The sequence below is a fragment of the Microcoleus sp. BR0-C5 genome, from assembly GCF_036705045.1.
In the GTDB taxonomy this organism is placed as follows: Bacteria; Cyanobacteriota; Cyanobacteriia; order Cyanobacteriales; family Microcoleaceae; genus Microcoleus.
The window spans coordinates 35,340-58,571 of the sequence record NZ_JAUBTR010000001.1 but is presented as its reverse complement, the minus strand read 5'-3'; the positions used below and the strand labels follow the sequence as shown (position 1 = coordinate 58,571).

Genomic DNA, 23,232 nt, shown 5'->3' with positions numbered 1-23,232 from the left:
AAGCCGAATAAAAGTTAAAAAGTTAATCGAAAGTCTAAACTTTCTTTACTTGAGTTTAGTTTGATTTGTAACCTTTTGCCCTGTGGGGTAATGCCCTAAATACCCAAATAACCTTGATCTGGTAAGGGGTTTTCCCGGCGCTGGAATTGGGAATTTTTAATTAATAATTTTTTATTACTTAGCGGTATCCGTGATATTACTGATATTCGCCGGAGTCTGGGTAAATTTGCGGGGATCTGGTTAAATGGTAGGGGAAAACAGGGTTCAAGAGAGAGAGATTAAACAGTTTTGAATTTGTGCTAATGCTTAATTACTATATTGTCAAGAGGTAGATGGCTAGTTTTGGAGCGGTTTCTCAAACAGAGTTAGGGCGCAGACGCCAAAAGTTGCGGCAGCTCCGTCGCGCTCGATTGGCGGCTGTTGTGTGGCAAATGCTGGCAGCGAGCGCGATCGCCGGAGGTTTGCTGTGGTGGATTGGGCAGCCGGCTTGGTTGATTGCCCGATCGGAACAAGTGAAGGTGGAGGGCAATCAGTGGCTATCGGATAAGGCGGTGCGGTCTTTGGTGCCGCTGTCTTACCCGCAGTCGCTGTGGGGGATTCAACCGCAGGCGCTGGCCCAAAAGCTGGAGTCAACGGGACCCATCGCTAAAGCGAAGGTGACTCGTAACTTGTTTCCGCCGAGTTTGACTATAGAAGTGGCAGAACGGCTGCCGGTGGCGGTGGCGCAGCCGACGGCGGTGTTGAGATCGAACAGTGACAAGGAAAAAGTGGGGTGGCTGGACGCTCGCGGAGGTTGGATGCCGTCGGATAGTTATACTGCTGTACGATCGCAGAATAGTTCGATCGGGCCAGGCAGCATTCCGGGAACGCAGCCTCAGCGTTCTTTGCCCACTTTAAAAGTCATCGGGCCTTTGGAACAGTATCGCGCCTCTTGGCCGAAGTTTTACCAAGGACTCAGCGGCTTGACGGTGAAAGTGTTTGAGATTAATTGGCAAAACCCGAACAACTTGATCTTGAAAACAGAGATCGGTACCGTACACTTAGGGCCGTACAGTTCCAAGACTGCGGAGCAACTTAAGGTTTTAGACCGAATGCGACAATTGCCAAAACAGATAGATTCAAGCCTCATAGCCTACATTGACTTGAAAAATCCTGCTTCGCCGATCGTCCATTTGCCAGAACTCCCCGGCAGTTTGGAGTCGGACTTAATTGCTAAATAGTTTGCTAAACTTATCTAAAGTTGATTGTTGAGAGGAAGTTCCATGTTTGCCGTCAAGCGAGCGCTCAAATTGAATAATAGGGAAGCAACCTTGATGGCAAAACACGCAGGATTCCGGCGTGTAGTATTTAACATGGGATTGAGCTTGCGAGTCCAAATGTACGGTGAGGGCAATTTTTCAGACTCAAAGGTCATCAACGAAGTCAAGAAAGTTCTCACCCACCACGTCAAGAAACAACCTGAATGCGCTTGGATGAACCAGTTGTCCAGTCGAGTTTACCAAAACGCTTTGATAGACTTGAAAGATGCGTTCAGTCGGTATCGCTTGGGAAAAGCCGATCATCCGAAATTTGCCAGCCGCCGGGATGGGCAATCATTCACGGTTGATTCGTCTAATGGAAAAGTTTTACTAACTGCTGGCAACACCATTAAGATTCCCACGCTGGGAACTTTTCGACTTCACGAGCCACTGGAATGCGGTTTTGTCTCTCAAACTTTTACCATTTCACAAGAAGGAAATCGCTGGTTCGTCTCTTTCTGTGTTGATGCGGAACTTTTACCAATTCAACAACCCGAAAGCTCTGTAGGGATTGACGTGGGTATTAAATATTTTGCTACCCTGTCAAACAGTCAAGTGTTTGATGCACCAAAGCCATTAAAGCAAGCGAAAACCAAGCTTGCACGGTTGCAGCGCAAGGCATCAAGACAAATAAAAGCCTCAAACAATCAGCGCAAAACTTACAACAAGCTCGGCAGACTTCACGCACGAATAGCTTGCATTCGCAAAGATTTCCTTCAAAAGTTAACGACTTATTTAGCTAAAACTTTCAAGTCAATCAATATAGAAGACTTGAACGTAAGCGGAATAATGGCAAATCACAAGTTGGCTGGGGCAATATCCGACTTAGGGTTTTACGAATTCAGGCGGCAGCTAAATTATAAGTGCAAAATGTATGGAGCGAATTTAGTGCTGGTGGATCGATGGTTCCCCAGTTCTAAGACTTGTGCGAATTGCGGGCATAAAAAAGATATGCCACTAAGCGTTCGGACTTATGATTGTCCTGCTTGTGGCTCCTCAATAGATCGCGATCTCAATGCCAGTTTAAATATTTTAAATTGGGAACCCAAGGCTATTGGGGGATAGCCTGCTTATCTTGGGATGGCCGACCACCCAACAGCGCAGGAAGTCAACTCCGAATTGCGGCTAAAGGTGGCTTTAGCAAAGTTTGGGTAAGTTTGACAAAGCAGAGTTCAACTCCCGCACCCACTCGCGCCCAGAATTGATTCTCTGTCAACAGAAGGTAGAAGGTATCGATCGATAGGCAGAATTTTTGCCCATAAGGATCGATAGGCAGGGCTTGAAATCAGCCGAGTTTTTGGATAGCGCCCCGCGTCTGGGGCTAGTATCCATTGTTTTTCCTGTTGCCTTGCTTTACAACGGCCTTAATCCGGTCAAGTACCTGGATGGCGTCAAGCGAGGTCTGGGCTAGCGAGGTCGGCAAAATCCGAGATTGCTAACATTAAGCATCGACCAGTGTTAGTTTTTCGCGCAACTTAGCCTATAGTTGATTGTGAATTGGCGTTTAGTTAACGAGTTGTAATCTACTATCCCCGACTCTAATGAAGCTTAATAATAGACAGGGGTCTGACCAAGACAGTCCCCCTTCGGAAGAAGTAAAAAATTTTCCGGTGGCGGCAGATTCCGCCAATCCCTTTAGACGCAAGTCTGGTTATGTAAATGTAGATAGTATTGATATCGATCCTATGGTCAATCCCAAAGACATAATGCCCAGCAGTGCTGCCAAAATCAAAGTAATTGGCGTCGGCGGCGGTGGGGGCAACGCCGTTAACCGGATGATTGCTAGCGAGGTTTCTGGTGTCGAGTTTTGGTGCGTGAATACAGATTCCCAAGCTCTGGTTCTTTCAAATGCTCCGAAACGCTTGCAAGTCGGACAGAAGTTGACGCGGGGTTTGGGGGCGGGGGGCAATCCGGCGATCGGTCAAAAGGCTGCGGAGGAATCTCGCGATGAGGTTGCTAATGCTCTGAATCATGCGGATTTGGTATTTATCACAGCCGGCATGGGCGGCGGTACGGGCACGGGCGCGGCTCCGATCGTGGCTGAGGTGGCTAAGGAAATGGGCGCCTTGACTGTGGGCATAGTAACGCGGCCTTTTACGTTTGAGGGACGGCGGCGCACCAGCCAAGCTGAGGAAGGGATTGCAGCTTTGCAAACGCGGGTGGATACGCTGATCGTAATTCCTAACGACAAGCTGCTGTCTGTGATTTCGGAACAAATGCCGGTACAAGAGGCTTTTCGAGTTGCTGATGATATCCTGCGCCAAGGGGTTCAGGGTATTTCTGACATTATTACTATTCCCGGTTTGGTGAATGTTGACTTTGCTGACGTGCGGGCAGTAATGGCGGATGCGGGCTCGGCTTTGATGGGCATCGGCGTGGGTTCTGGCAAGTCGCGGGCTAGGGAGGCTGCGATGCAGGCTATTTCTTCGCCTCTGCTGGAAGCTTCGTCTATTGAGGGCGCTAGAGGTGTGGTGTTTAACATCACGGGCGGTACTGACATGACTCTGCACGAGGTGAATGCGGCGGCTGAGACGATTTACGAGGTTGTCGATCCGAATGCCAATATTATTTTTGGAGCGGTGATTGACGAGCGGCTTCAGGGCGAAATTAAGATTACTGTGATCGCTACTGGTTTTTCGGGAGAAGTTCCGTCGCCTCCGCCTCAGGGGCGGACGCAAAATGTTAATGCTCCTTGGCGGGCTGCAACTGCGCCGACGACTCCTGCTCAACAGACACCCGATCCGAAAGCGAAACCGCCCCAGGATTTGGGATTGGATATTCCTGAGTTTTTGCGTAACCGTCGCCCACCAAGATGATTTTAGATTTTAGATTGGGGATTTTGGGATTTTAGATTGGGGATTTTGGATTTTAGATTGGGGATTTGGCATTGAATCTCCAATCTCCCATGTAAAAAATCGAAAATATCGAGCATCTAAAATCTAAAATCTAAAAAATCTCAAATCTCAAATCTCAAATCTCAAATTTCTAGGGTTTGGCCTGGTTCGGGTTCGAGGAGTTGGGTGGAGAGTCCCGATTTTGCTAGTAAATCGCGAAATTCGGGGATGCTGCCGATCGATCGCACTAACATTGGTAAAATGCCTGTGGCTCGGATGTCTCCCGCTGCAGTAGGCAGGAAAAACCGAGGTTTCAGTGTTTGGGCGAGACTGAGGGCTTCAGAAGGCCCGATGATGACTTGTCCGAGGAATGGGAAGATTTGACCGATGACTGGGGCGATGGCTACGTCTACTGTGTCTATTTTCTGTTTGACTTTTTCTAATGGTGGTAAGTGCGGTTCGTAATAAAGTGTCTCGCCGCTGCTTAAATCTTTGAGCAAGTAGCCGTTTTCTTCTTGTCCGGGCTGGATTTCGGCTCCGGGTACGGCAGTAATTTGTAACTTTTCTTGATAATTAAATCCTTGCCAATTTGCTAAAGATGTGATATTGGTGTAGCCTAAACTGCTGAGGACTTTGGCGGCGGTGGGTGAGGCGATCGCGGGAATTGTGCGATCGAGCTGTTCGAGTGTTGGTCTGTGGCAGTGGTCGTCTAATCCTTGGGAAATTAGGATGAGGTCGATCGGCGGTAAGGTGCTGGGAGTGAAGGCGACAGGGGTGTTATGGTAGGCGGTGAACAGCCAGGGTTGACCGTAAAATACGAGGGGATCGACCAGCCAAGGATCGACGAGGATGGTTTGGCCTGCGATGTGGAAGATCCAAGAGTTGAGGTCGATTCGGGTGACTTTCACAGTTGTTTGCAATAATTCTTTACATTTGGTTTAATCATAGCTAATTTTGTTTGGGGAAATTTAACCCCTTCGGAAGCACAGGCGGGACGCCCGTGCCACGGGGAAGCACAGGCGGGACGCCCGTGCCACGGGGAAGCACAGGCGGGACGCCCGTGCCACAGATATGATTGGGATTTGTCTGGTTCAAGTTGGCGTTTATCTGCGGTTGAAATAAGATGATTAAATTGAAGATTCCTGTGGCTTTGACTGTGGCGGGTTCTGATAGCGGCGGCGGGGCTGGGATTCAGGCGGATTTGCGGACTTTTGCGTTTCACTGCGTGCACGGTACAAGTGCTTTGACTTGCGTGACGGCTCAAAATACTTTGGGGGTGATGCGAGTTGATGCTTTGTCTGCTGAGGCTGTGGCGGCTCAAATTGAGGCGGTGGTTGGGGATATTGGGGTGGATGCTATGAAGACTGGGATGCTGCTGAATCGGGAAATTATGGTGGCGGTGGCTTCACAGGTTGAGGCTTTGGGAATCAGGAATTTGGTTGTCGATCCGGTGATGGTTTCACGATCGGGCGATCGATTGATTGATGACGGGGCGATCGCATTTTTGCGCGATGTTTTGATTCCTTTGGCTGCTGTCGTGACTCCGAATCGGTTTGAGGCGACTATTTTGAGCGGTTTGGAGATTCATTCTGTGGATGATATGCGATCGGCGGCGCAACAGATTTATCGATCGGGCGCGAAAGCTGTTTTGGTGAAGGGCGGCGGGATGGCGGGAGATTTGCGGGGAATTGATGTTTGGTTTGATGGTGCGCGGTTGGATGTGTTGAAGACTGAAAATGTTGATACTGGGAATACTCACGGGACTGGTTGTACTTTGAGTGCTGCGATCGCCGCTAATTTAGCATTAGGTAAAGATTTATTGACGGCGGTGACATTGGCTAAGGATTATGTTACTACTGCTCTCAAATATGCTTTGGATATTGGGGAAGGCCAAGGGCCAGTAGGTCATTTTTTCCCACTTTTACTGAAGTAAATTGTGAACTCATCCCTTGTCTTCCCTTCTTCCTTCGCGTCCTTTGCGTCTTCGCGGTTCGTTTAATTTCTTAATTTTTCAGGCGATAAAGCGATCGCCACCAAGTCTTCGATTTTCTTAATATTCGGATCGCCGGCTAAATAACCAATCCCTCGGTGCAAGTGCAGGCGAAATTGTTTGGCTAGAGTTTCTTTTTCAGTGCCTAAATTGTCTTTGTGACACCGCTGCTTGAGGGCAATTATCAAGATATCGGCCATGTCGCCGCCGAAGACATCCCAGCTTAATTCGACGTTGCTGTCGCTGGGAATTGGTACTGGGGATGGGATGCTGGGTTCGGCGAGCGATCGGCAAAATCCCCACCGACACAGGATGTTCCACTGATCGATTTTGGTCGATCGTTTCAGTTTTGATAGTTGGTCTTTGCCTGTTTGGGAGAGGCGGATGCGATCGACTGGTGGTTCCATAGGTTTAAGATTGTTTGGTATATTGTAAAAAGTGTTAATCTTGGGGAAGCAAAGCCTCTAAATAACCCGAAATAATTAACATTTTTTTACACGGCGCGACTTGATAAAAACGTTGTTTTTTGGTATTGTATTTTTAGTAGGATTTATCCTTAATAATGGGATGGTGGCAAAAATAAAATTTTCGCAACCATCCCATTATGATATATATACTACCGCAACTCCACAGCAAAGTCAAGGGGTTGCGGCTATTTTTTAGGGCAAATTTTTATTCCCAGAAGTAACCTTTTTCGACCGTGGTTTGGTGTTTGGTCGAGTCGTATTTGAGGAGGTAGCTGTGGGCGATCGCCTCTAATTCTTGGAGTTTTTCGTATTCTACTTTTCTAATTTCCGTATCGGTAGAAAGCAGGATGACTTGGTGGCTGGCCGAGGGGAAATAGCGTTCCACTAGGTTGTTTCTGTGGGAGGAGTCGAGGCGGCCCAAGGGAGTGTCGATCGCCACTGGCAATTGTCTCCCCGATACTCTAGCCAATCCCCACAAAAAGGCGATCGCCAGCAATTGTTTTTCCCCGGCTGAAAGTCGGTGTTTGGGTACCGGTTTACCTTCTGGATCGTAAATTGAGAGGCTAAATGTGTCAGTGTCGATCGCAACTCTGTGCACGAGGTCGGTTTTGTGCAACAGGTAGCGGAAACAGTCGGTAATTTCTATTTCGAGTTTGTTGAGTTTTTTGAGGGTGAGTTTTTCTTTAAAGAGTTTGAGCGTAGCTTGGGCTTTGGCGATAGAAGCGATGACGTGTTGGCTGTTTCTGATGGTGATGTATTCGCTGCTGTAGTTTTCTAGTTCTTTTTGGTTTTTGGCTAATTCTCTCTCTAATTCATCGACGCGGCGGTTGGCTGATTCGCAGGCTGCGGATGCGATAGCGACTGCTTTTTGGGCTTTCCTGACCTCATCTTCTAGTTTTTCGTAGGCTTCGGGGGAAGCTGCGGCTGCGAGTTGTCTGTCTGTGAAGTCTATTTCTGCTTCGATGCTTTTGATTTCTTCTATTTGGTCGCGGGCTAGAATTTGCTGGGCTTTGATTTGGTAGCTAAGCAGGTTTTCTAGTTGCTGGATGCTGTTGTTGTCGGCGTTCATCCAGGGCGGGGAGTCTGTTCCGGCTTGATGTTCGAGTTCTTGGTTTTCTTGGCGGATGAAGTCTTGAATTTTATCTAGCTGTTGGGGATTTAACGAGATTTCCGCGATATAGTTTAGAAGGCGATCGCTTCTTTGTTTGATAACATTTTGGGCAATCTTTGCTTGCTGCTGGCTGGCTTCGGTTTCTGCTTGAATTTTTGCTTCACTTAGCAAGGGCGAAATTAATGCTAGTGGGAGCGTATTTGAGGCTACTTCCATCATGGATTGACGGGTTTTTTCTGCCTGATTCCTGTAGTCGTTTAGCTGTCTGTCTAGCTGACTGCGATCGGCGGCAATTTTCCCGCCTTCATAAATAAACTTTTCTGATGCTTGTTGCTGATTTTTTTGAGCTTTATCTAACTCGTTTTTAAAGCTGGCTTGTTCTTGCTTAGCTAAGTCTATTTCATCAGTAATCTTCTTAAAAGTTTGTTCAATTTTCTCTAAAGCAGCCAAGTCTTTTTTGCCAGCAATTTCTTTCCGCTTGCGGCCGGCTAAAATTTCTAAATCGACGGCGAGGCGTTCTGCTAATTCTAAACCTAAAAGAGATTTAATCGCCCCGACGACAAACTCTGGCGGTGTTTCGAGTTCGGCCAGTTCTTTTACTTGTTCCCCGTCAAACAGAAATAGGTTAGATATCCCGACGGGCAAAAGGGTTTCGATGTATTCGTCCCAAGTGTTAGTAATTGCTTTGTCCGACCACCAATCGCTGACAATCTCGCTGTATATGAGAATGCTTAAGGTGTCTTTGATGTCTAATTTTTTCCAGTATCTAACTATTTTGAATTGAGCTAATTTGTCATCTTGGACTTGTTCAAATGTTAGTTCGACGCGGGTATCTTCTAATGGGGGAGTGTGGCGGTTGACGCATTGATTGAGAAAGTCGCTGTAGCTTAAATTGCCTCGGGTGGAACATTGGGCGCGGCCACCGTAGAGGGCGAGGCGAATGGCGTCCATGAGGGTGGTTTTGCCGCCGCCATTCATGCCGCCAAATAAAATGACTGGGCAGGGATTTCCGTCTTTTTCGGGGCGAAGATTGATGGTTTGGGTGCCTGCATAGGGGCCGAAGTTTTTGAGGACGAGTTCGAGGAATTGCATTGTAGATGTTGTTGAGATGGGATGAAAGTTGGTGGGTGCGATCGGGGTCGATCGGCGAGTTTCATAGTCCGACAGGGATTGAAATCCCTGTCTCATAGCTGAAGTCCTCTGAAAGAGGACTGAAGTCGGCGGGCGTTTGATTTGGCTGTTGAGTCGGTTTTAACCGACTTTTGCTATGAGACGGGGATTTCAATCCCCGGCGGGCTTATGGGTAAGCCCGATCGCCCCTAAGAGTCCCGATAGCAGGAGATGCCGAAAATCGGGGAGTCTGCCAATATTTTTCAATTAATTCTCTGGTGAATTTGGGTGCCACCGGGTGGGTGAATCGTCTTGATGAGTCATTTGTTCGAGGTGTGAGTTTGTCGTTTTTTGCAAGTGATGTTCCTTTTGATTTATCACATAAGCGACTGCTGAGTCTAGTTGTTTTTGTCCTAAAGAAAATACTCCGTATCCTTCTTGCCACGAAAATTTATTGGGATTTTGCAAAGTTTGATTGAGATAACGGCTGCTGCTACCTTTAATATTTTTAACGAATTCAGCGATCGATTGTGTCGGAGGAATGGAAACTATTAAGTGGATGTGATTTTCTGTGCCGCCGATCGCATGAAGGATGCAATTGATGGCGTCTGCTTTGCCGGTGATATAAGAGTAAAGTTCGGTTTCTTTTGCGGGAGATATGAGAGGCTGTCGCTCTTTTGTTGCCCAAACTAAATGATAGTACAGCCGCCACATTGCCATAAAGATTTTTCCTTTTTTTTAGATAGATGTCAGCGAATACTCAGGTTCAATCGAGAGTCGATCGGTGAGTTCGACAGTCCGACAGGGATTGAAATCCCTGTCTCATAGCGAAAGTCCTCTGAAAGAGGACTGAAGTCGGTGATCGTTAAATCTGGTTGTTCAGTCGGTTTTAACCGACTTTCGCTATGAGACGGGGATTTCAATCCCCGGCGGGCTTGTGGGTAAGCCCGATCTTGCAGAGGACAATCGGGGTCTTGAGTGCGATCGGGGTCGATCGGTGAGTTCGACAGTCCGACAGGGATTGAAATCCCTGTCTCATAGCGAAAGTCCTCTGAAAGAGGACTGAAGTCGGTGATCGTTAAATCTGGTTGTTCAGTCGGTTTTAACCGACTTTCGCTATGAGACGGGGATTTCAATCCCCGGCGGGCTTGTGGGTAAGCCCGATCTACTTGCAGAGGACAATCGGGGTCTTGAGTGCGATCGGGGTCGATCGGCGTGTCCCATGATCCGAGAGTCCGACAGGGATTGAAATCCCTGTCTCATAGCTGAAGTCCTCTTGAAGAGGACTGAAATCGGCGATCGTTTGATTTGGTTCTTCAGTCGGTTTTAACCGACTTTCGCTATGAGACGGGGATTTCAATCCCCGGCGGGCTTGTGGGTAAGCCCGATCGCCCCAAAGTGCTATCAAAAGGACTGAAATCGGCGATCGTGTGATTTGGTTCTTCAGTCGGTTTTAACCGACTTTTGCTATGAGACGGGGATTTGAATCCCCGGCGGATCTTCGGGTTAGCCCGATGCCCCAAAGCCCGATCGCCCGATCGCCCGATCGACATTATTGACCTAATCTTTGCTATTTTTATCTCCTACATCGGGAGTAGAAAATTTAATATCCGCCCAAGATAGCTGTCTGCTTTGATTGCTGTTGCTTTCGAGTTCTTCTTTAAGTTTGGCAATATCAACGGTATCGTTTTTGGCGGAACTGTTGGTTTGGGCGATCGCATCTTTGACTTGCTGAATGTTTTCCGTCGGATTTGCCTTAACAGCTTCCACCGCTGTTTTTAAGTTGCGTTGATAGTGGGCGTTACCAATGGCTTCATCCTTAGATCGCGAACTGGTTTCAAAGCATTTGTCCAAATCGCCGTAAATTCCTGTACGCCTGGGTTTCGTGTAGTATTGGCGTTCTGTATCAAGGAGTTTTGCCATCAATTCGAGGTGCATTTTGTCCTCGCTGCAAATGTCTTCGATCACAGTCCATTCATCGCTACCGAGGAGTTTTCTTTCGGCGGCGGGACGGGAATCTTCAAAAGGTTCGCCCGTAACTTCTTCGTAAATCCGGGGTAAAGAGTCGTCGAATTCGTGCTTTTCTTCCAGCCAAATGCGGCGGATTTCGCTAAGTTCTTCTGGGGTAATTAAGGTGATATCGCGCATTTCAAGGGGTGCGGTTTTGCGGATTTGGGTTTGTGCTTCCAAGACTCGTCTCAGCCAGTGTTCTCGCCAGAATTTGGTGTAGGGCCCTGGGATGGGTTCGACGGAGGTTGTGTCGTCGCCCATGTTGCGTTCAAACAGTTCTACTCTACCGTAGATGCGGCGGAAGTCTCTTTTTGGGTGATCGTCTGGAATGTCTAATTCGTTGCGAATATCGAGTAGAGGCTGCATCCATTCTTTTTCCTCATCGTTTTGAATCATTGCCTCCATAGATTTATCTTGGCTTACCATTGTGCAAACCCAGCAGCCAAAGCGAGAATTTCCACAACTAGGGGTGGAAGTATCAACCACTAGAGGACATTCATTATCTGCTGTCGCACCTCGATACATAGTTAGCAAATCTTTATTGTTATTTCCCCACGGATTATCCCACTGCATCAAGTAAAGCCACACTTCATCTGTTCGCCAGTCTTCAATGGGAAGGTAAATATAAGAGTTAGGGCGAGTGGGATTAGCATTAAGGCGTTCGCTTACCCGCCACTCCCTATGTTTAGCCATATTTGCGGCGCGTTTAGCACTTTCAGCCTTGCGAGTACCTAGAACAAGAATTACCTCGCCGCTAGTTCTAATTATTTCACGAATAAAAGAACCAGTTGGTTGTATTTTTAATCGTTCCGTACACCATCTAAATCGGTTTCTAGGTGCTGGGTATCCTTTACCTATTAAGCACGCCCAAAAGGTATCTTGAACGGCTGGATAAGTTAAATGAGTTTCTATTGGCATTCCCTGTTCTTCGGCTGCAACTTTCATCCGTTTTAGAGAATTATGTACTCCAGCAGCTACTATAGGGTTTTCTACCAGTGTATCATTTGTTAGAACATGAATTTTTTTGTGGCGTTTCTCAATTGGCAACTCGGCAATCGCATACCAGACAAGCTGTAGGACTGCCGAACTATCTTTGCCGCCACTCCAACCGATTACAAGTGGGAGTTCATCTTGACAATAAAGCTCTTGAATTTCCTTTTTTAAAATTTCTATGTCTGCCATTAAATCGCCAATATTGCGTGGCGGAAATAGTGACATCTGTTGTAATTCATTCATTTTCTCGATCTCCCTTTTGATTTTGAAGTAAACACATTTTTGCGATGCCACTGAAGCGCATCTATTCTCGGATTATATTGCTCTGAACTTGGCAAAAGAATCTGTTCTCCGTGAAACTCTCTCATTAATCTAGGGTATGGTGAGTCCTCTTGTAGATCGCTAGCAACTATAATTTGATAACTATCGTCAACAGCAAACCATCCTCGGTCGAATGCCCAATGATGATTTTTACAGAGTGAGATCCCATTATCTGGTCTATTATCATAAAACTCAGAGAATGGCTTGATATGTGCGCCATCTACAATACTTTGACTAAGCGAACGTCTAACTTTCAATCGACAAAAAGCACATCGGTAATCATACAAATGCACGACGGATTTACGGAAAATAGCCTCTCTAAACAAAGATTTTCGTAAATACACCTTTGGTTGTGCATCTGTATCACTAGATTCAATACTCTCTAATTCATTCCAGGTAGAATCTTGGAGAGACTGATTTATTGTTAAAACATCTTCTATCTGTTTTTGGCTTGAGGAAAACCAGGCAGATATCAGTATATCTATTAATTCTTGTTTTGCATTATAGTCTCGCAATAAATCAAATAATTCATCATCTATTTTGGCTCTTTCAACATCTCTTCTTAAAGAGTTAATGGTTTGAGGGCGTCCTCCCGTGTATTGTTCGGTAAATTTAACGTGCCAAAATTTAGGTTTCTTGTTTTTTAAATGAAAAAACGGAATAGCAAAATCAATCTCCTCAAAACCCTCAGAACTCAATACAGACCAGTATCTTTTGAAGGTGTTAATTAATTGCTCGGAAACAGTAATATTGTTCTCATTAAGTAAGCCTTGTGTAATTAAATCAATTACAGACAGTAGCAGTATTGGCTGATTTAGAGCATCGCCTCCTTCTTTATTTTTGCCTACCTTAATCTGATCAAAACAATTGCGATAGTATGCTAAATTCTTATTTACGGACTCTTCTCCTGTAGTCATTTTCTCCTCCCGCTATGATCAAATACAATCCGACCTAAAATTTAACACTTTTTTCAACAAAAAGTTAAGCGCCACAAGGCACAACCATAACGCAGAAACTAGATAATTTAAGCAGTGTCAGCAGACTAAAAAGTAATTTTCTAGCCTAAACAGAAGATAATTATATCACTGTCGGCGTGCCTCTGCGGTTTCCAAACCCAACCTCACCTTCAAATAATCAGTCATCCAACTAACACTCGCCCTCGACTTAGAAATCCCCCCTTTCAACAAAATCCCACCCTCCCAATCAGGATTAGAAATCGACCAATCAACCTGCCGCAAAAAGATCAAACGTTCCTCCCAACTCTCAGGAAAAACCGACAGCAAAGCGGCCCCAACTTCCCCCAAACTCTCAAGCACAACACTGTGACAGTGTACGCAATCCCGCCGCATTTCCCCTGCCGCCACTTGCTTGTGCAGAACTAATTGCCAATCTGGAATAAAACTGCTAACCGCATTCCAATAACTAACGGCCAGTTGTATTTTTTGAGCAATTTCTTCCTCTTTCTGTTCTTTTTTGGTGCGAGAACCAGAGGGTTTTGCCTGTTCGCTGCCGTGAATATTAGACAGCAAAGCCACGATCGCACGATCGATCGCACTCAGCGCAAACAATTTGTGCGATCGCCCGTTCAAACTCCCCCTCTCCATCTCAGTCAAACACCGGAAAACCTCAACCTGCTTAACAACAGCCTTCACCACAAAAGCGCGATCGTCCCGGTGGTTGTAAAGTAGACTTAGCGACGCCTCCAAAGGAACTTGAAAATTATTCAAATCAGCAAACATCTGCTGCGATTTTTCCAACCCAATATCGAGAAACAAAATCAGCGCCACCGTCTCATATCCCAACTGCGGATTTTCCCTCAAAGCCATCTCAAAAGCCGCCCGGCGATGCTGTCCGTCATTAATAGTAAACTTAGCATCCATCGGCACTCGCAAGCGACCGATTTTCCTTTCCTCCGCCTCATTTCCCACTGCTTCAAAAGTAATATCCGCATCAATCGAAGCAGCAATTGCGCCACAAGTATAATTTGTAGGATTCTTAACAAAATACTCAGCAATTTCGGGAATCCTAGCTTTGTTAAGCGCGCGTTTCGCCCGCATAGACGGCGGCAAATCTTCAGATTCAAAGGGAAACAATTTCGGCAAAAAACGCACCGGACACATCGACACGTAATATTCGCGGCCCGCTTGAATGCCCCGAATTACCGGCAAAATGTATTCAAAGGAAGGAGTAGACATATTTTAGAATGGGGCATTGGGAATGAGGCATGGGGCATGGGGCATGGGGCATGGGGCATGGGGCATGGGGCATGGGGCATGGGGCATGGGGCATGGGGCATGGGAATTAAGCATTAATAGCTATTGATTTTTTGCAAATTTTATGGTATGACGGTGGGAAATTAGGGCATAACTTAAGTATTTCACAATGTTTTTTTAAAAACAAGTGTTGACATAAACTTTAATATATGATACTTTTTGAAAAAATAGCATACTTATGTAAAAACCGCCAATGAGTACCAACCCAGCGGATGACCTCGCTAGCAAAATTTTAGAAAAAGAAAATAGCGACCGACAGGAAATCGCACTTTTATTAGATAATTATTTAGGAAAGGACGATCGCATTTTCGTACAAAAAACCCAGATGGGAAACAGCGAAGCATACATCGGTTCAGTCACCCTAGAATGGTTAGACTCTCGCGTCCGTTTCGCCTCGCAAATGCCGCTTTTCCGCCAAAAATTCGACCTCCAAACGAACAACATCGTCCGCGACGATGAAACCATTGACGAAATTATCCAGCGCCCCTTAGATTGGTCGCGCCAAGCCGCCCTAACTCAATATTTAGCAGCCCGAAAATCGCACAAATTTCCTGCCGTTTTAGTAGTCGTCAGTCCCCCGTGGGTAGACAATCCTCTAGCAGAGGAATGGGATAAAAATGGCGTAGCAACTAAATCGGCTGCTGAATTTACATCCTTTGATAAAAACGAGAACTTAGGGCTTTTGAATGTCTCTCAAAAAGTCTCAATTTTTGCCTTAGACGGCCAGCATCGGCTGATGGGAGTTCAAGGTTTAATGAGTTTAATTAAAACCGGAATCCTGCAAAGATATAACAAAAATAAAAAACCTGTCGGCGCTGCAATTACTCTGGAAGATTTAGCAGAAGAGTATCAAATCGACCCCGAAACAGTGTATAAATTAGCTCACGAAAAAATCGGAATTGAGTTTATTCCGGCGGCGGTAGCGGGGGAAACGCGACAGCAAGCACAACGGCGCGTGCGATCGATCTTTGTGCACGTTAACCTAATGGCGGTAACGCTGAGTCAGGGCCAGCTAGCATTATTGAACGAGGACAACGGATTTGCGATCGCCGCCCGCAAAATTGCCGTCACCCATCCCTTATTAAAAGAACAAGAAGACAGAAACCCCCGCGTCAATTGGGACAGCGCCACAGTCGCAGCAAAATCAACTGTGTTAACCACATTGCAAGCGCTGCAAGATATGTCCGAACGGTATTTAGAATACAAATTCCCTCATTGGAAGCCGGAACGAAAAGGTTTAATTCCCATGCGTCCCGAAGATGAAGAACTCAAAGAGGGAATTGAAGAGTTTAAAAAATTGTTCGATAATTTAGCAACTTTGCCCAGCTATCAAAGGATTGAAAGTGGGGAAGAAACGACAGAACTGCGCCGATTTAGTTTTGAAAAGCCAGGGGGCGAGGGAAATATTTTGTTCCGTCCAGTCGGTCAAGTTGCTTTAGCTAATGCTTTGGGAATTCTAGTATTTAGAAAGAAACTTTCCCTGAAATCTATTTTCGACAAACTCCGCAGATTCGATGTGGATGAAGGATTTAGCCACATGGACAATCCTGAGTCTGCGTGGTACGGGATTTTGTACGATCCGAACAAAAAGCGAATGCTAGTTTCTGGAAAGGATTTAGCGACGAAGTTAATTGTATATTTGGTGGGGGGAATTCAGGACGATATGGATCGAGCTCATTTGCGGCAAGCGGTAGCGGAAGCGAGGACTTTTGAGGATAAAGCTATTAGTTTTAATGGCAGGTTTGTGCAGCCGCAAGAGGTAGGATTGCCACCGGTGCTGAGCTAAGTTTCTATTGGATTAAGTATGATGAAATACAGGAGACGGCAGTGCCGTCTCCCTAGCTTCATTCAGGTGCTGCGATTTCTTGCCACTTCTAACTTGCGGCGAATTGCGGCTTGAACTTTCTCATCAAAATCTGGATCGCCGGGACTTGCAATAATCCTCAGCGGATGCTGATTGATTCTGTCTAAGTACGCCTGAAAAGCGGCTCGATTTCCACGATGTTTAAGAAAATACTGTTTCAATTCAGTATTCGACATGGCGTTATAGTTAACTTGGCTCATCAGCAAACTCCCCATTGGGTAAAATCTGGAACTCAAGCTCTTCATCGTACCCAGCCAATATATATACGTTACGAGTGCGATCGTCAACACAAATCAGATGTATAGGCTGAAGCATCGTGTAGGTCAGTTGATAACTGATGCGATATAAACTCTCTAGCTGGGCAGCAGTAGGCATTTGTCAATCACTCAACCTAATACTTATTTTAACATATAGCTCAAGGAAAGTTGTATATTTATACAATCACTTTTAGCAATTTTTGTCGCTATAACAATACTACATATCGCGATCGCACCAAAGTTTACACCTCAATTTACATACATTATACCGCTTTATTTCAACAAAATAAGTTCGGCGGCTACAGGCAAATGATCCGACTCGGTTGCCTCCAAAACGGAACTAGATTTAGCACCCCAATGCTTTGAATACCAAATATAATCAATCCGGCAAACGGGATAATTTAATCTCCAATTAGACCTTTTTACCAAGAATTTAAGTTCCCAACCATGAGGCCAGGTAAAACCAAACCCAAATCCCGATTTTCGGAAAGAATCTTGCATGACTTTCTGCACCCTGTCATAGTCTTGAGTTTCGTCTGTCATATTAAAATCGCCCGCGACAATTACTGGCAGAGTTTCTCGCTCAACTCGCTGCACTAAGTCTTGAATTTCAGGCGATCGTTTGTCATATTTGTAAACTGGAATTTTGATAAAACCAAATTTTTTAGATATTTTCAACCACGGCCCGGTAGCTTGCATATTATAAATGACTACTTCTTCTCCGTTAAAGTTAATAATTGCCCGTTGCTGCGTTTCTCGATGGCCGGCTAAGTGCAGTATTTCGCTAGATATAATTGGATATTTGCTCAAAATCCCGACCCGTGAAATACCCATTTGATAGGGGTAGTCTGCTTTTAGCCAGGTGAAAGTTCTTTTGGTATGTTTCTTAACGATTTCTTGTAAAAATATAATATCGGGTTTTTGCTGCTGAATCAGTTTAACTAAAGTTTGTGACTGAGTTGCATACCAACCGACGTTATGGGATAAAATTTTGATTCCGGGCTGGGAATTTGTGAGGTTGATGGGTGTAGTAGAAAAGTATTTGACGTGCAGCCAACTTATTAGGAGAATGCAGGCGATCGCCGAAATAATAGTGAACCATCTTTTTTTGATAATTGACACTCCGATGATCGGAAGCAAGAAAATTGGGAATAAAATTAAGGGGCTAAAAGTGCTAATTAAGGCAATAATCCACAGTCGATCCCAAAAGATTAGTTTGAGAATGAAATAGCAGATAATAAATGCTGCGTAACTGTAAGCGAGAAATTTTGCAGCTTGCTTTAAGCCTCTCTGGATTATATCTTTTGGTATGTGCTTCATTGGGAACCTATTAAAATAAAAACTTGCTTAAATCAAATTCTTCATTTGACCGATGTTGGTTGTCTCTTTCTGAAATCAAAACCAACAAAAGGCGATCGGTATAATCCGCCGCGCCCCGCAACTCTTCCCGCAAAATTTCCAGTCCGCCATTAGCATATTCTTCAAAAATTTGCAAGCGTTCTGCTTCCAATTTTTCGTCGAGATGGGAAAGAATTTGAGGATTTTTGGTTTCGGCGATCGCAATTAACTTAATCGCCATATCGTAACCCCTGGATACAAAGATATCAACATCGATCGCACCCGGTTCTCGTTTGGAAATTTCACCCAAGGGCGATCGTTTTTTCCGCTGCTTTCCCAAGGATGCGGCGAAAGCGATGACATCGGCGTAAGTCTGGAAAGGGCCAGTGTGGTTATCCAATAAAGTTAATGATTTGACTAACTCCGCTTTATCTTTAGCAATTCTAATTTTGTTAGCAGCCATTGCCATAATATCTAGTTTCTAACTATAATACATCTCGCCAATATCCGACAGTCCGCGCAGGCGCACTTCACAATGTCCGCAACAACATAATTTTTTGTGCAAAACCTCCTCTTGCTTCCCGCCGCTTGATTTGTTCTGCCAAAAGTCGATCGCCCGAAATGCCAAAACTGGTCATCACCGCATCTATCACCTCATACAAATCCGCCAATTCCGCCACCAAATCTTCCTCATCAGCCTCCGCCGCTTCCCTCGCTTCTTCAATCAATTTCTGCAGCAAAGCTTGACGGTATTCTGCATCGGACAAAATTACAACCTCGCATTCATTCCCGCTTTTGCGAATAATTTCAGGAATGCGATCACGCACCAACTTATGATACTCTTTCTCCACGTCAAACTCCTTTCAACCTTGACTAAAAGTTTGAATCAACCAGCGATTAATTTCCCCATCATCTTGGGTTTGACTCCGGTTCAAAGCTTCCTCAACTAACCGGATTTCCAGCCCATACAAAACCCGCGACTCTTGAATTCTACCACTACCTCCGCCATTAATCGCAAAGGCAAAAACCTCCCGCGTGTTTGCACGTTCAACCCAATATTCGCTAATTCCTGCGTCTTCGTAAAGCAACCGCTTGCTGCCTAAATCATCATTCCAAGAAGATGCACCAATTTCTATTACCAAATTAGGCGCATCGTATTGATCCAAATTAACAGGTGAATTGCTGTCTTTAGGAGGCACTCTCAAATCTGAACCGATGTAGTAAGCTAGATCGGGTTGAAACTCGCGAATACCTGCTTTGCGAAAACTGGTATTTGCAAACTGAACTACTCGGATATTTCTCAACGTAGCAAACAGAATAACCACATAGGAAACAATCGAATTATCGCTACCGTGCAATGGCCCTACTGGTGACATTTCTACCCTCATGTGTTCTTGATAGTAATAAAACTTGCCCTTTTCCCATGCTGAATCCTCAGCAAAAGTTAGAAACTCTTCCCACGTCGCCTTCACCCAAATATCCGTTTCCAAAACCTGCGTAATTGCCGAATTAGAAGACATCATCCACCTCTACTATTTCTGTATATTCAAATTCATTCGGACTGCGCTTAACTAAAGGATAGCGCATCCCGCCTAGTTCGATCGCATCTTCTTCACAATCAGCTTTCGGAGAATTGTACACCAGCACGTATTCCCTGCCGGTGCAACTTTCCATCTCTTGAGCAACTTCTCCACGCCACTGAGTTTTTGTCACCAAAACTACCAATTGATTCGCCAACTTCGGCAGCTTATTTGCAATTTGCTTGCGATAAATCTCGTCCAAACTACCAAAGGGAGAATCCATCACGATTGGAAACGTACTGCTATCCGGGCCCATCAAAGTATTCTTTTGACTCCACTCCCGCACGCCTTCAATAATCCCGCCGATAAACGACAAACTGAGAATTTGATTTTCTCCCGTAGAAGCGGCAACCAATGATTCTTTTCCAGAGGTATTTTCTACTAGAGTCAGTTCGTATTTATCGCTCAACTTGGGGATGTAAGGAGTAAAAGAAATTTGACTAAAAATATCTTGCACTCGCTTTTCCAACTGAGAACAAAACTGTTTTTCTAAGCGCGATCGCACTTCAGTTAGACGATTGATCGCATCCTGAGTCGCAGCAATCCGGCGCTGGGCTAATACTTGCCTTTGCTCATTCAGGTGCTGCTTATCGATTTGCTTGTCCAAAGCCGACACCTGCACCTTCAAACTCTCAATCTGCTGCTGGTTAGAACCTGTTTCCCGGTGCAAATCGCCAATTTTTGCCTCAATTTCATCCAAGCGCTTTTGCAAGCGGCTGACATCGCCGTCAGGAAAATTTCGCAGCTTGTTGTGAATATCGTCTAGCTGATTTTCCACCCTAGAAAGTTCGGTTCTGTCACGGCTGATATTGCCTTGCTGTCGGTCAATTTCTTCCCAAAAATCAGTCACTTGTTTATCAATTTCATTTACCCGATCGCTAATCCGAATAGTTGTTTCTTCCACATCCCCAACACCCGCCTTATCCATCCAACCGCTAACCTGTTGGTGAGATTCAGAACCCTCCACTAATTCCGCACCGCAGATACACCGCTGCTGCGCTAATAACTCTTCCAAAAACGGTCGCTGAATTCCCGAAAGCAACGAGCCGCCTTCCCGCAAACCTTCAACAATTACTTTAAATTCAGCCGCCGCCTCTGACAGAAATACCCCATAACCCCGCATAGATATTGAGCGTTTTAGAGCATCTGTAGCCTGTACAATTTGTTGCTTAAATAAATTTTTCTGCATTTCCAATTCGTCTCGCAACTTTTGTAAATCTGCAGCACCGCTAAGTTCCAACAAGTTACCATTAACTGCTTTCTTTAACTCCCCTTGGTTTGCCAATTCCCGCTCTATTTCTCCTTGTCTGCTCGCAAGCTGCTCAGCTTCTTGCTCAAATTTTTGCTTGTCTTTTAAAAGTTTCTTCGTTTCAGCATTCCCAATTATATTTAAATCTGTCTCCAGAGATTTTTTGGCTTCTCCTAAATGCCGGATCGAGCGATTCAACACTTCCACCCCCAGCAACTCCTTAGTAGCTTCCGCAATTTCTGCCTTCTTGTCATGGCGGACAATTTGCTCAATTCGCTCCCCGTCAAAAAAGAAATATTTATGTAAACTTTCCGGCAAAATCCGCCCGATAATATCATCAGGATGCTGATCCGGCTTCAGCCACAGACCGTTATCTTTTGCTACATTCAGAAACAATTCAGCCTTGCCATGTTCTACAGTGTTTTCACTTTTATAAGCACGACAAATTCGTCTTGCTTGGTAGCGCGTGCTGTCGTGTTCAAACACAATTTCCGCCCAACAACCTACGGCTTTTCCCATTTCAGCCTCAGCCAGAGCGCGCTTGTTTACTAATTGTTCTTCCGCCGCAAAAGCCGCGCTAAATTCTTCGTAAAGTACCCACGTAAAGGCATTCATCAAGGCAGTTTTTCCGGCGCCATTATTCCCGTGAATTACTGTAATATTTCGCCCGCCCCAAGCTAATTTAATTTCCGGGCTTTTGCCGTAAAATTGACGAAAGTTGCACAGAGTAATTGAGATTAACTTCATACAATTGCTTCCTTAATGATTTTTAAAATGTCATCGTTAATGTGGCGGGGAACTCTCATGTACAACTTATCTTTTTCAATTTCCAATACCCGCTCAATAATTTGACGGACTTCGGGCGGCGCGCTAGTAATAGGTTCCTGTACGTCGCTGAATTCCTGATGAGTTTGATAAGCAGAACGCTTTTCTGCTAAAATAGTTGTCGGTAAGGCTGCGATCGCACTATCTTCATATCTAAATGCCATAATCAAATTTTCATGCAGATTTTCAGTCATTTTTTTTTCAAATATTAAAAGCTAGCAACTCAAACTGCGCTCGAATAATTCTCTATTCTCAAACATAAACCGAACCTTAATAAATGTCAAATGTCTAATAGCCCGTAACGCCTCTGAATTTGCAGCAATTTCACTCTAGCTTCCCCAGCATTGTCAGCTAAATCGGCAAATTCCAAGAACCGCTTCAACTCTTTTCGTAGCAAATTGCGCTCGACTTCTAAGGTTTCCCGACCCAAATCTGGAGGCAAAACTATCATGTCAAATAAAGTTGCCCTTTCCTTCCCCGGATGCGGCCGCAAAATCCGTCCCCGGCGCTGAATAAACTGGCGCGGATTGCTACTGCTTGCTAAAATTACAGCATTGCGAATTGCTGGAATATCAACGCCTTCATCCAAACATCGAATCGCGACTAAACCTTGCAACTCTCCACTCTCAAATTGCTGGCGCAAGCGTTCTCTTTCAGCTAAAGGAGTTGCCGCTGTATAAGTGTTAACTCGGTAGCCTAATTCTGAACCCAATAACTTCGCGGTTTCTGTTAGTTGGCGGTTGTTATTTCGGCGCGCACCTCCTTCGATCGCACCGTCGCCGCAGTAAAATAAAGTGTGGGCTGTGTCGAGGCGGTGAATCATTAATTCTCGCAAAGCTACTAATTTATTAGCCGCCGCTCCAATCAACCGAGCTCGCTGCATTAATAAAGTCGTTAAAGCATCATTTTCTTCTACTTTTTCATCGCCCCAAAGCGCCCAGCCAATTTTTTGAGTTAAGCGGGAATACTTACGGGTTTCGGCTTCGGTCAATTCTACTAAAATTGGATAGTATAAATAATGTACTAATGCTTTTTGGCGGATGGCGTCGGCTAAGGTGAGTTCCGGCTGCAAAACCTGGCCGAAATAATCTAAAATAGCTTCGGTTCCTTGTTCGTCGAAATGCCTTTCTGGGGTAGCGGAAAGGGCGAGTCGCAGTCCAATATTGCGCGGCAAACTTTCTCCTAAACGGGGCGCGCCTAAGTTGTGAACTTCGTCTCCAATAATCAGGGTTTTTTCTGGGAAATAGCGCAGTTGCGATCGCAAACTATCTCCCATTAAGGTAGCATTGGTAGTGATGATTGTGAGAAATGCTCGCTCGCCCGATCGCACTTCATACAAACCAGCAGCCAGCTTGTTTTGCCAACTGCGGGCGCTATCAAAAGCCAAAATAGGTTTTAAACCAAATTTCTCGGATTCGCGCGCCCACTGATTCACCAGGTGGCAATAAGGGCAAATTACGAGCAGAACTTGCAGGTTAATTTTATTGTATAATTCAGTGGCGATCGCCAGTGCAGTAATGGTCTTGCCGCTACCCGTCGCCATCTTCAGCGTACCGCGTCCCTGATTCGCAAACCAATTAGCAACCGCCACTCGCTGATACTGTCGCAATTGCAGCGATGGCGGCATTTTCGGAAATCCAAATTGCGAATTATTAGCCGTTGAGCGATTCACCTTTAAATGCCGTTAGATGCAATATTCCCTATACTCAACT

At 45.3% G+C, this 23,232-nt stretch carries 23 protein-coding genes; 5 read left to right on the top strand and 18 right to left on the bottom strand.

All coding sequences use genetic code 11. The features are described from left to right. Positions 1-332 precede the first annotated feature (332 nt). The 3 genes from QUB08_RS00275 (at position 333) to ftsZ (ending at position 4,114) form a co-directional block, all read left to right on the top strand. Positions 333-1,220 (top strand): FtsQ-type POTRA domain-containing protein, encoded by an 888-nt coding sequence (locus QUB08_RS00275; protein ID WP_333222429.1) that lies wholly within the window; start codon positions 333-335, stop codon positions 1,218-1,220. 42 nt (positions 1,221-1,262) lie between these two features. After that, on the top strand, positions 1,263-2,363 hold the full coding sequence (locus QUB08_RS00270; protein ID WP_333222427.1) for a transposase: 1,101 nt from the start codon (positions 1,263-1,265) through the stop codon (positions 2,361-2,363). 476 nt (positions 2,364-2,839) lie between these two features. Then, entirely contained in the window at positions 2,840-4,114 is a 1,275-nt protein-coding gene (gene ftsZ, locus QUB08_RS00265) for a cell division protein FtsZ (protein ID WP_333222425.1), read from the top strand. A gap of 161 nt (positions 4,115-4,275) precedes the next feature. Here ftsZ and QUB08_RS00260 read toward each other — a convergent pair whose 3' ends face one another. Continuing rightward, positions 4,276-5,040: an MBL fold metallo-hydrolase gene (locus QUB08_RS00260; protein ID WP_333222423.1), complete on the bottom strand. Its 765-nt coding sequence runs from the start codon at positions 5,038-5,040 to the stop codon at positions 4,276-4,278. A gap of 215 nt (positions 5,041-5,255) precedes the next feature. On the opposite strand from QUB08_RS00260, the gene thiD reads away from it, so the two are divergent. Next, entirely contained in the window at positions 5,256-6,065 is an 810-nt protein-coding gene (gene thiD, locus QUB08_RS00255) for a bifunctional hydroxymethylpyrimidine kinase/phosphomethylpyrimidine kinase (RefSeq protein ID WP_333222421.1), read from the top strand. A gap of 62 nt (positions 6,066-6,127) precedes the next feature. On the opposite strand, the gene dndE is transcribed toward thiD, so the two are convergent. The 8 genes from dndE to dndB all read right to left on the bottom strand — a co-directional run bounded on the left by dndE (position 6,128) and on the right by dndB (position 14,329). After that, the gene (dndE, locus tag QUB08_RS00250; RefSeq protein ID WP_333222419.1) at positions 6,128-6,529 is read right to left on the bottom strand and encodes a DNA sulfur modification protein DndE; all 402 of its coding nucleotides are present in this window, start codon (positions 6,527-6,529) and stop codon (positions 6,128-6,130) included. A gap of 265 nt (positions 6,530-6,794) precedes the next feature. Continuing rightward, on the bottom strand, positions 6,795-8,792 hold the full coding sequence (gene dndD, locus QUB08_RS00245) for a DNA sulfur modification protein DndD (RefSeq protein WP_333222640.1): 1,998 nt from the start codon (positions 8,790-8,792) through the stop codon (positions 6,795-6,797). A gap of 285 nt (positions 8,793-9,077) precedes the next feature. Continuing rightward, a complete protein-coding gene (tnpA, locus tag QUB08_RS00240; RefSeq protein ID WP_333222417.1) occupies positions 9,078-9,530 on the bottom strand; it encodes an IS200/IS605 family transposase in 453 nt (150 codons plus the stop codon). Between the two features lie 29 nt (positions 9,531-9,559). After that, entirely contained in the window at positions 9,560-9,946 is a 387-nt protein-coding gene (locus QUB08_RS00235) for a hypothetical protein (RefSeq protein ID WP_333222415.1), read from the bottom strand. Between the two features lie 204 nt (positions 9,947-10,150). Then, complete coding sequence (locus QUB08_RS00230) at positions 10,151-10,363, bottom strand: hypothetical protein (RefSeq protein ID WP_333222413.1); 213 nt, start codon at positions 10,361-10,363, stop codon at positions 10,151-10,153. 7 nt (positions 10,364-10,370) lie between these two features. Then, entirely contained in the window at positions 10,371-12,056 is a 1,686-nt protein-coding gene (gene dndC, locus QUB08_RS00225) for a DNA phosphorothioation system sulfurtransferase DndC (RefSeq protein ID WP_333222411.1), read from the bottom strand. Next, positions 12,053-13,051, bottom strand: coding sequence for an HNH endonuclease (locus QUB08_RS00220; protein WP_333222409.1), 999 nt, complete (start codon positions 13,049-13,051; stop codon positions 12,053-12,055). Before QUB08_RS00220 ends, dndC begins: the two co-directional genes overlap by 4 nt. A 165-nt stretch (positions 13,052-13,216) precedes the next feature. After that, on the bottom strand, positions 13,217-14,329 hold the full coding sequence (gene dndB, locus QUB08_RS00215; RefSeq protein WP_333222407.1) for a DNA sulfur modification protein DndB: 1,113 nt from the start codon (positions 14,327-14,329) through the stop codon (positions 13,217-13,219). A gap of 271 nt (positions 14,330-14,600) precedes the next feature. Between dndB and QUB08_RS00210 the strand changes: the two genes are divergently transcribed. Continuing rightward, positions 14,601-16,193, top strand: coding sequence for a DGQHR domain-containing protein (locus tag QUB08_RS00210; RefSeq protein ID WP_333222405.1), 1,593 nt, complete (start codon positions 14,601-14,603; stop codon positions 16,191-16,193). Between the two features lie 62 nt (positions 16,194-16,255). On the opposite strand, the gene QUB08_RS00205 is transcribed toward QUB08_RS00210, so the two are convergent. From QUB08_RS00205 to QUB08_RS00165, 9 genes are all read right to left on the bottom strand, one after another. Beyond that, positions 16,256-16,471: a DUF6887 family protein gene (locus QUB08_RS00205; RefSeq protein WP_333163313.1), complete on the bottom strand. Its 216-nt coding sequence runs from the start codon at positions 16,469-16,471 to the stop codon at positions 16,256-16,258. Then, entirely contained in the window at positions 16,458-16,646 is a 189-nt protein-coding gene (locus QUB08_RS00200) for a DUF6888 family protein (RefSeq protein ID WP_333077086.1), read from the bottom strand. Before QUB08_RS00200 ends, QUB08_RS00205 begins: the two co-directional genes overlap by 14 nt. Before the next feature lie 155 nt (positions 16,647-16,801). Continuing rightward, positions 16,802-17,848, bottom strand: coding sequence for an endonuclease/exonuclease/phosphatase family protein (locus tag QUB08_RS00195; protein ID WP_333222403.1), 1,047 nt, complete (start codon positions 17,846-17,848; stop codon positions 16,802-16,804). Positions 17,849-17,858: 10 nt separating this feature from the next. Further along, positions 17,859-18,329 carry a DNA phosphorothioation-associated protein 4 gene (locus QUB08_RS00190; RefSeq protein WP_333056136.1) on the bottom strand — a complete coding sequence of 157 codons (471 nt, stop codon included), beginning with the start codon at positions 18,327-18,329 and terminating at the stop codon, positions 17,859-17,861. A 67-nt stretch (positions 18,330-18,396) separates the two neighbouring features. After that, the gene (locus QUB08_RS00185; protein ID WP_333222401.1) at positions 18,397-18,717 is read right to left on the bottom strand and encodes a nucleoside triphosphate pyrophosphohydrolase; all 321 of its coding nucleotides are present in this window, start codon (positions 18,715-18,717) and stop codon (positions 18,397-18,399) included. A 12-nt stretch (positions 18,718-18,729) separates the two neighbouring features. Further along, positions 18,730-19,389: a Uma2 family endonuclease gene (locus QUB08_RS00180; RefSeq protein ID WP_333222399.1), complete on the bottom strand. Its 660-nt coding sequence runs from the start codon at positions 19,387-19,389 to the stop codon at positions 18,730-18,732. Then, positions 19,376-21,442, bottom strand: coding sequence for an AAA family ATPase (locus tag QUB08_RS00175; RefSeq protein WP_333222397.1), 2,067 nt, complete (start codon positions 21,440-21,442; stop codon positions 19,376-19,378). The genes QUB08_RS00180 and QUB08_RS00175 overlap by 14 nt, the downstream gene beginning before the upstream one ends. Then, positions 21,439-21,714, bottom strand: a complete 276-nt coding sequence (locus tag QUB08_RS00170) for a hypothetical protein (protein WP_333222395.1) — start codon at positions 21,712-21,714, stop codon at positions 21,439-21,441. The genes QUB08_RS00175 and QUB08_RS00170 overlap by 4 nt, the downstream gene beginning before the upstream one ends. 86 nt (positions 21,715-21,800) lie before the next feature. After that, the gene (locus QUB08_RS00165; RefSeq protein ID WP_333222638.1) at positions 21,801-23,147 is read right to left on the bottom strand and encodes a DNA phosphorothioation system restriction enzyme; all 1,347 of its coding nucleotides are present in this window, start codon (positions 23,145-23,147) and stop codon (positions 21,801-21,803) included. Positions 23,148-23,232: the final 85 nt, after the last annotated feature.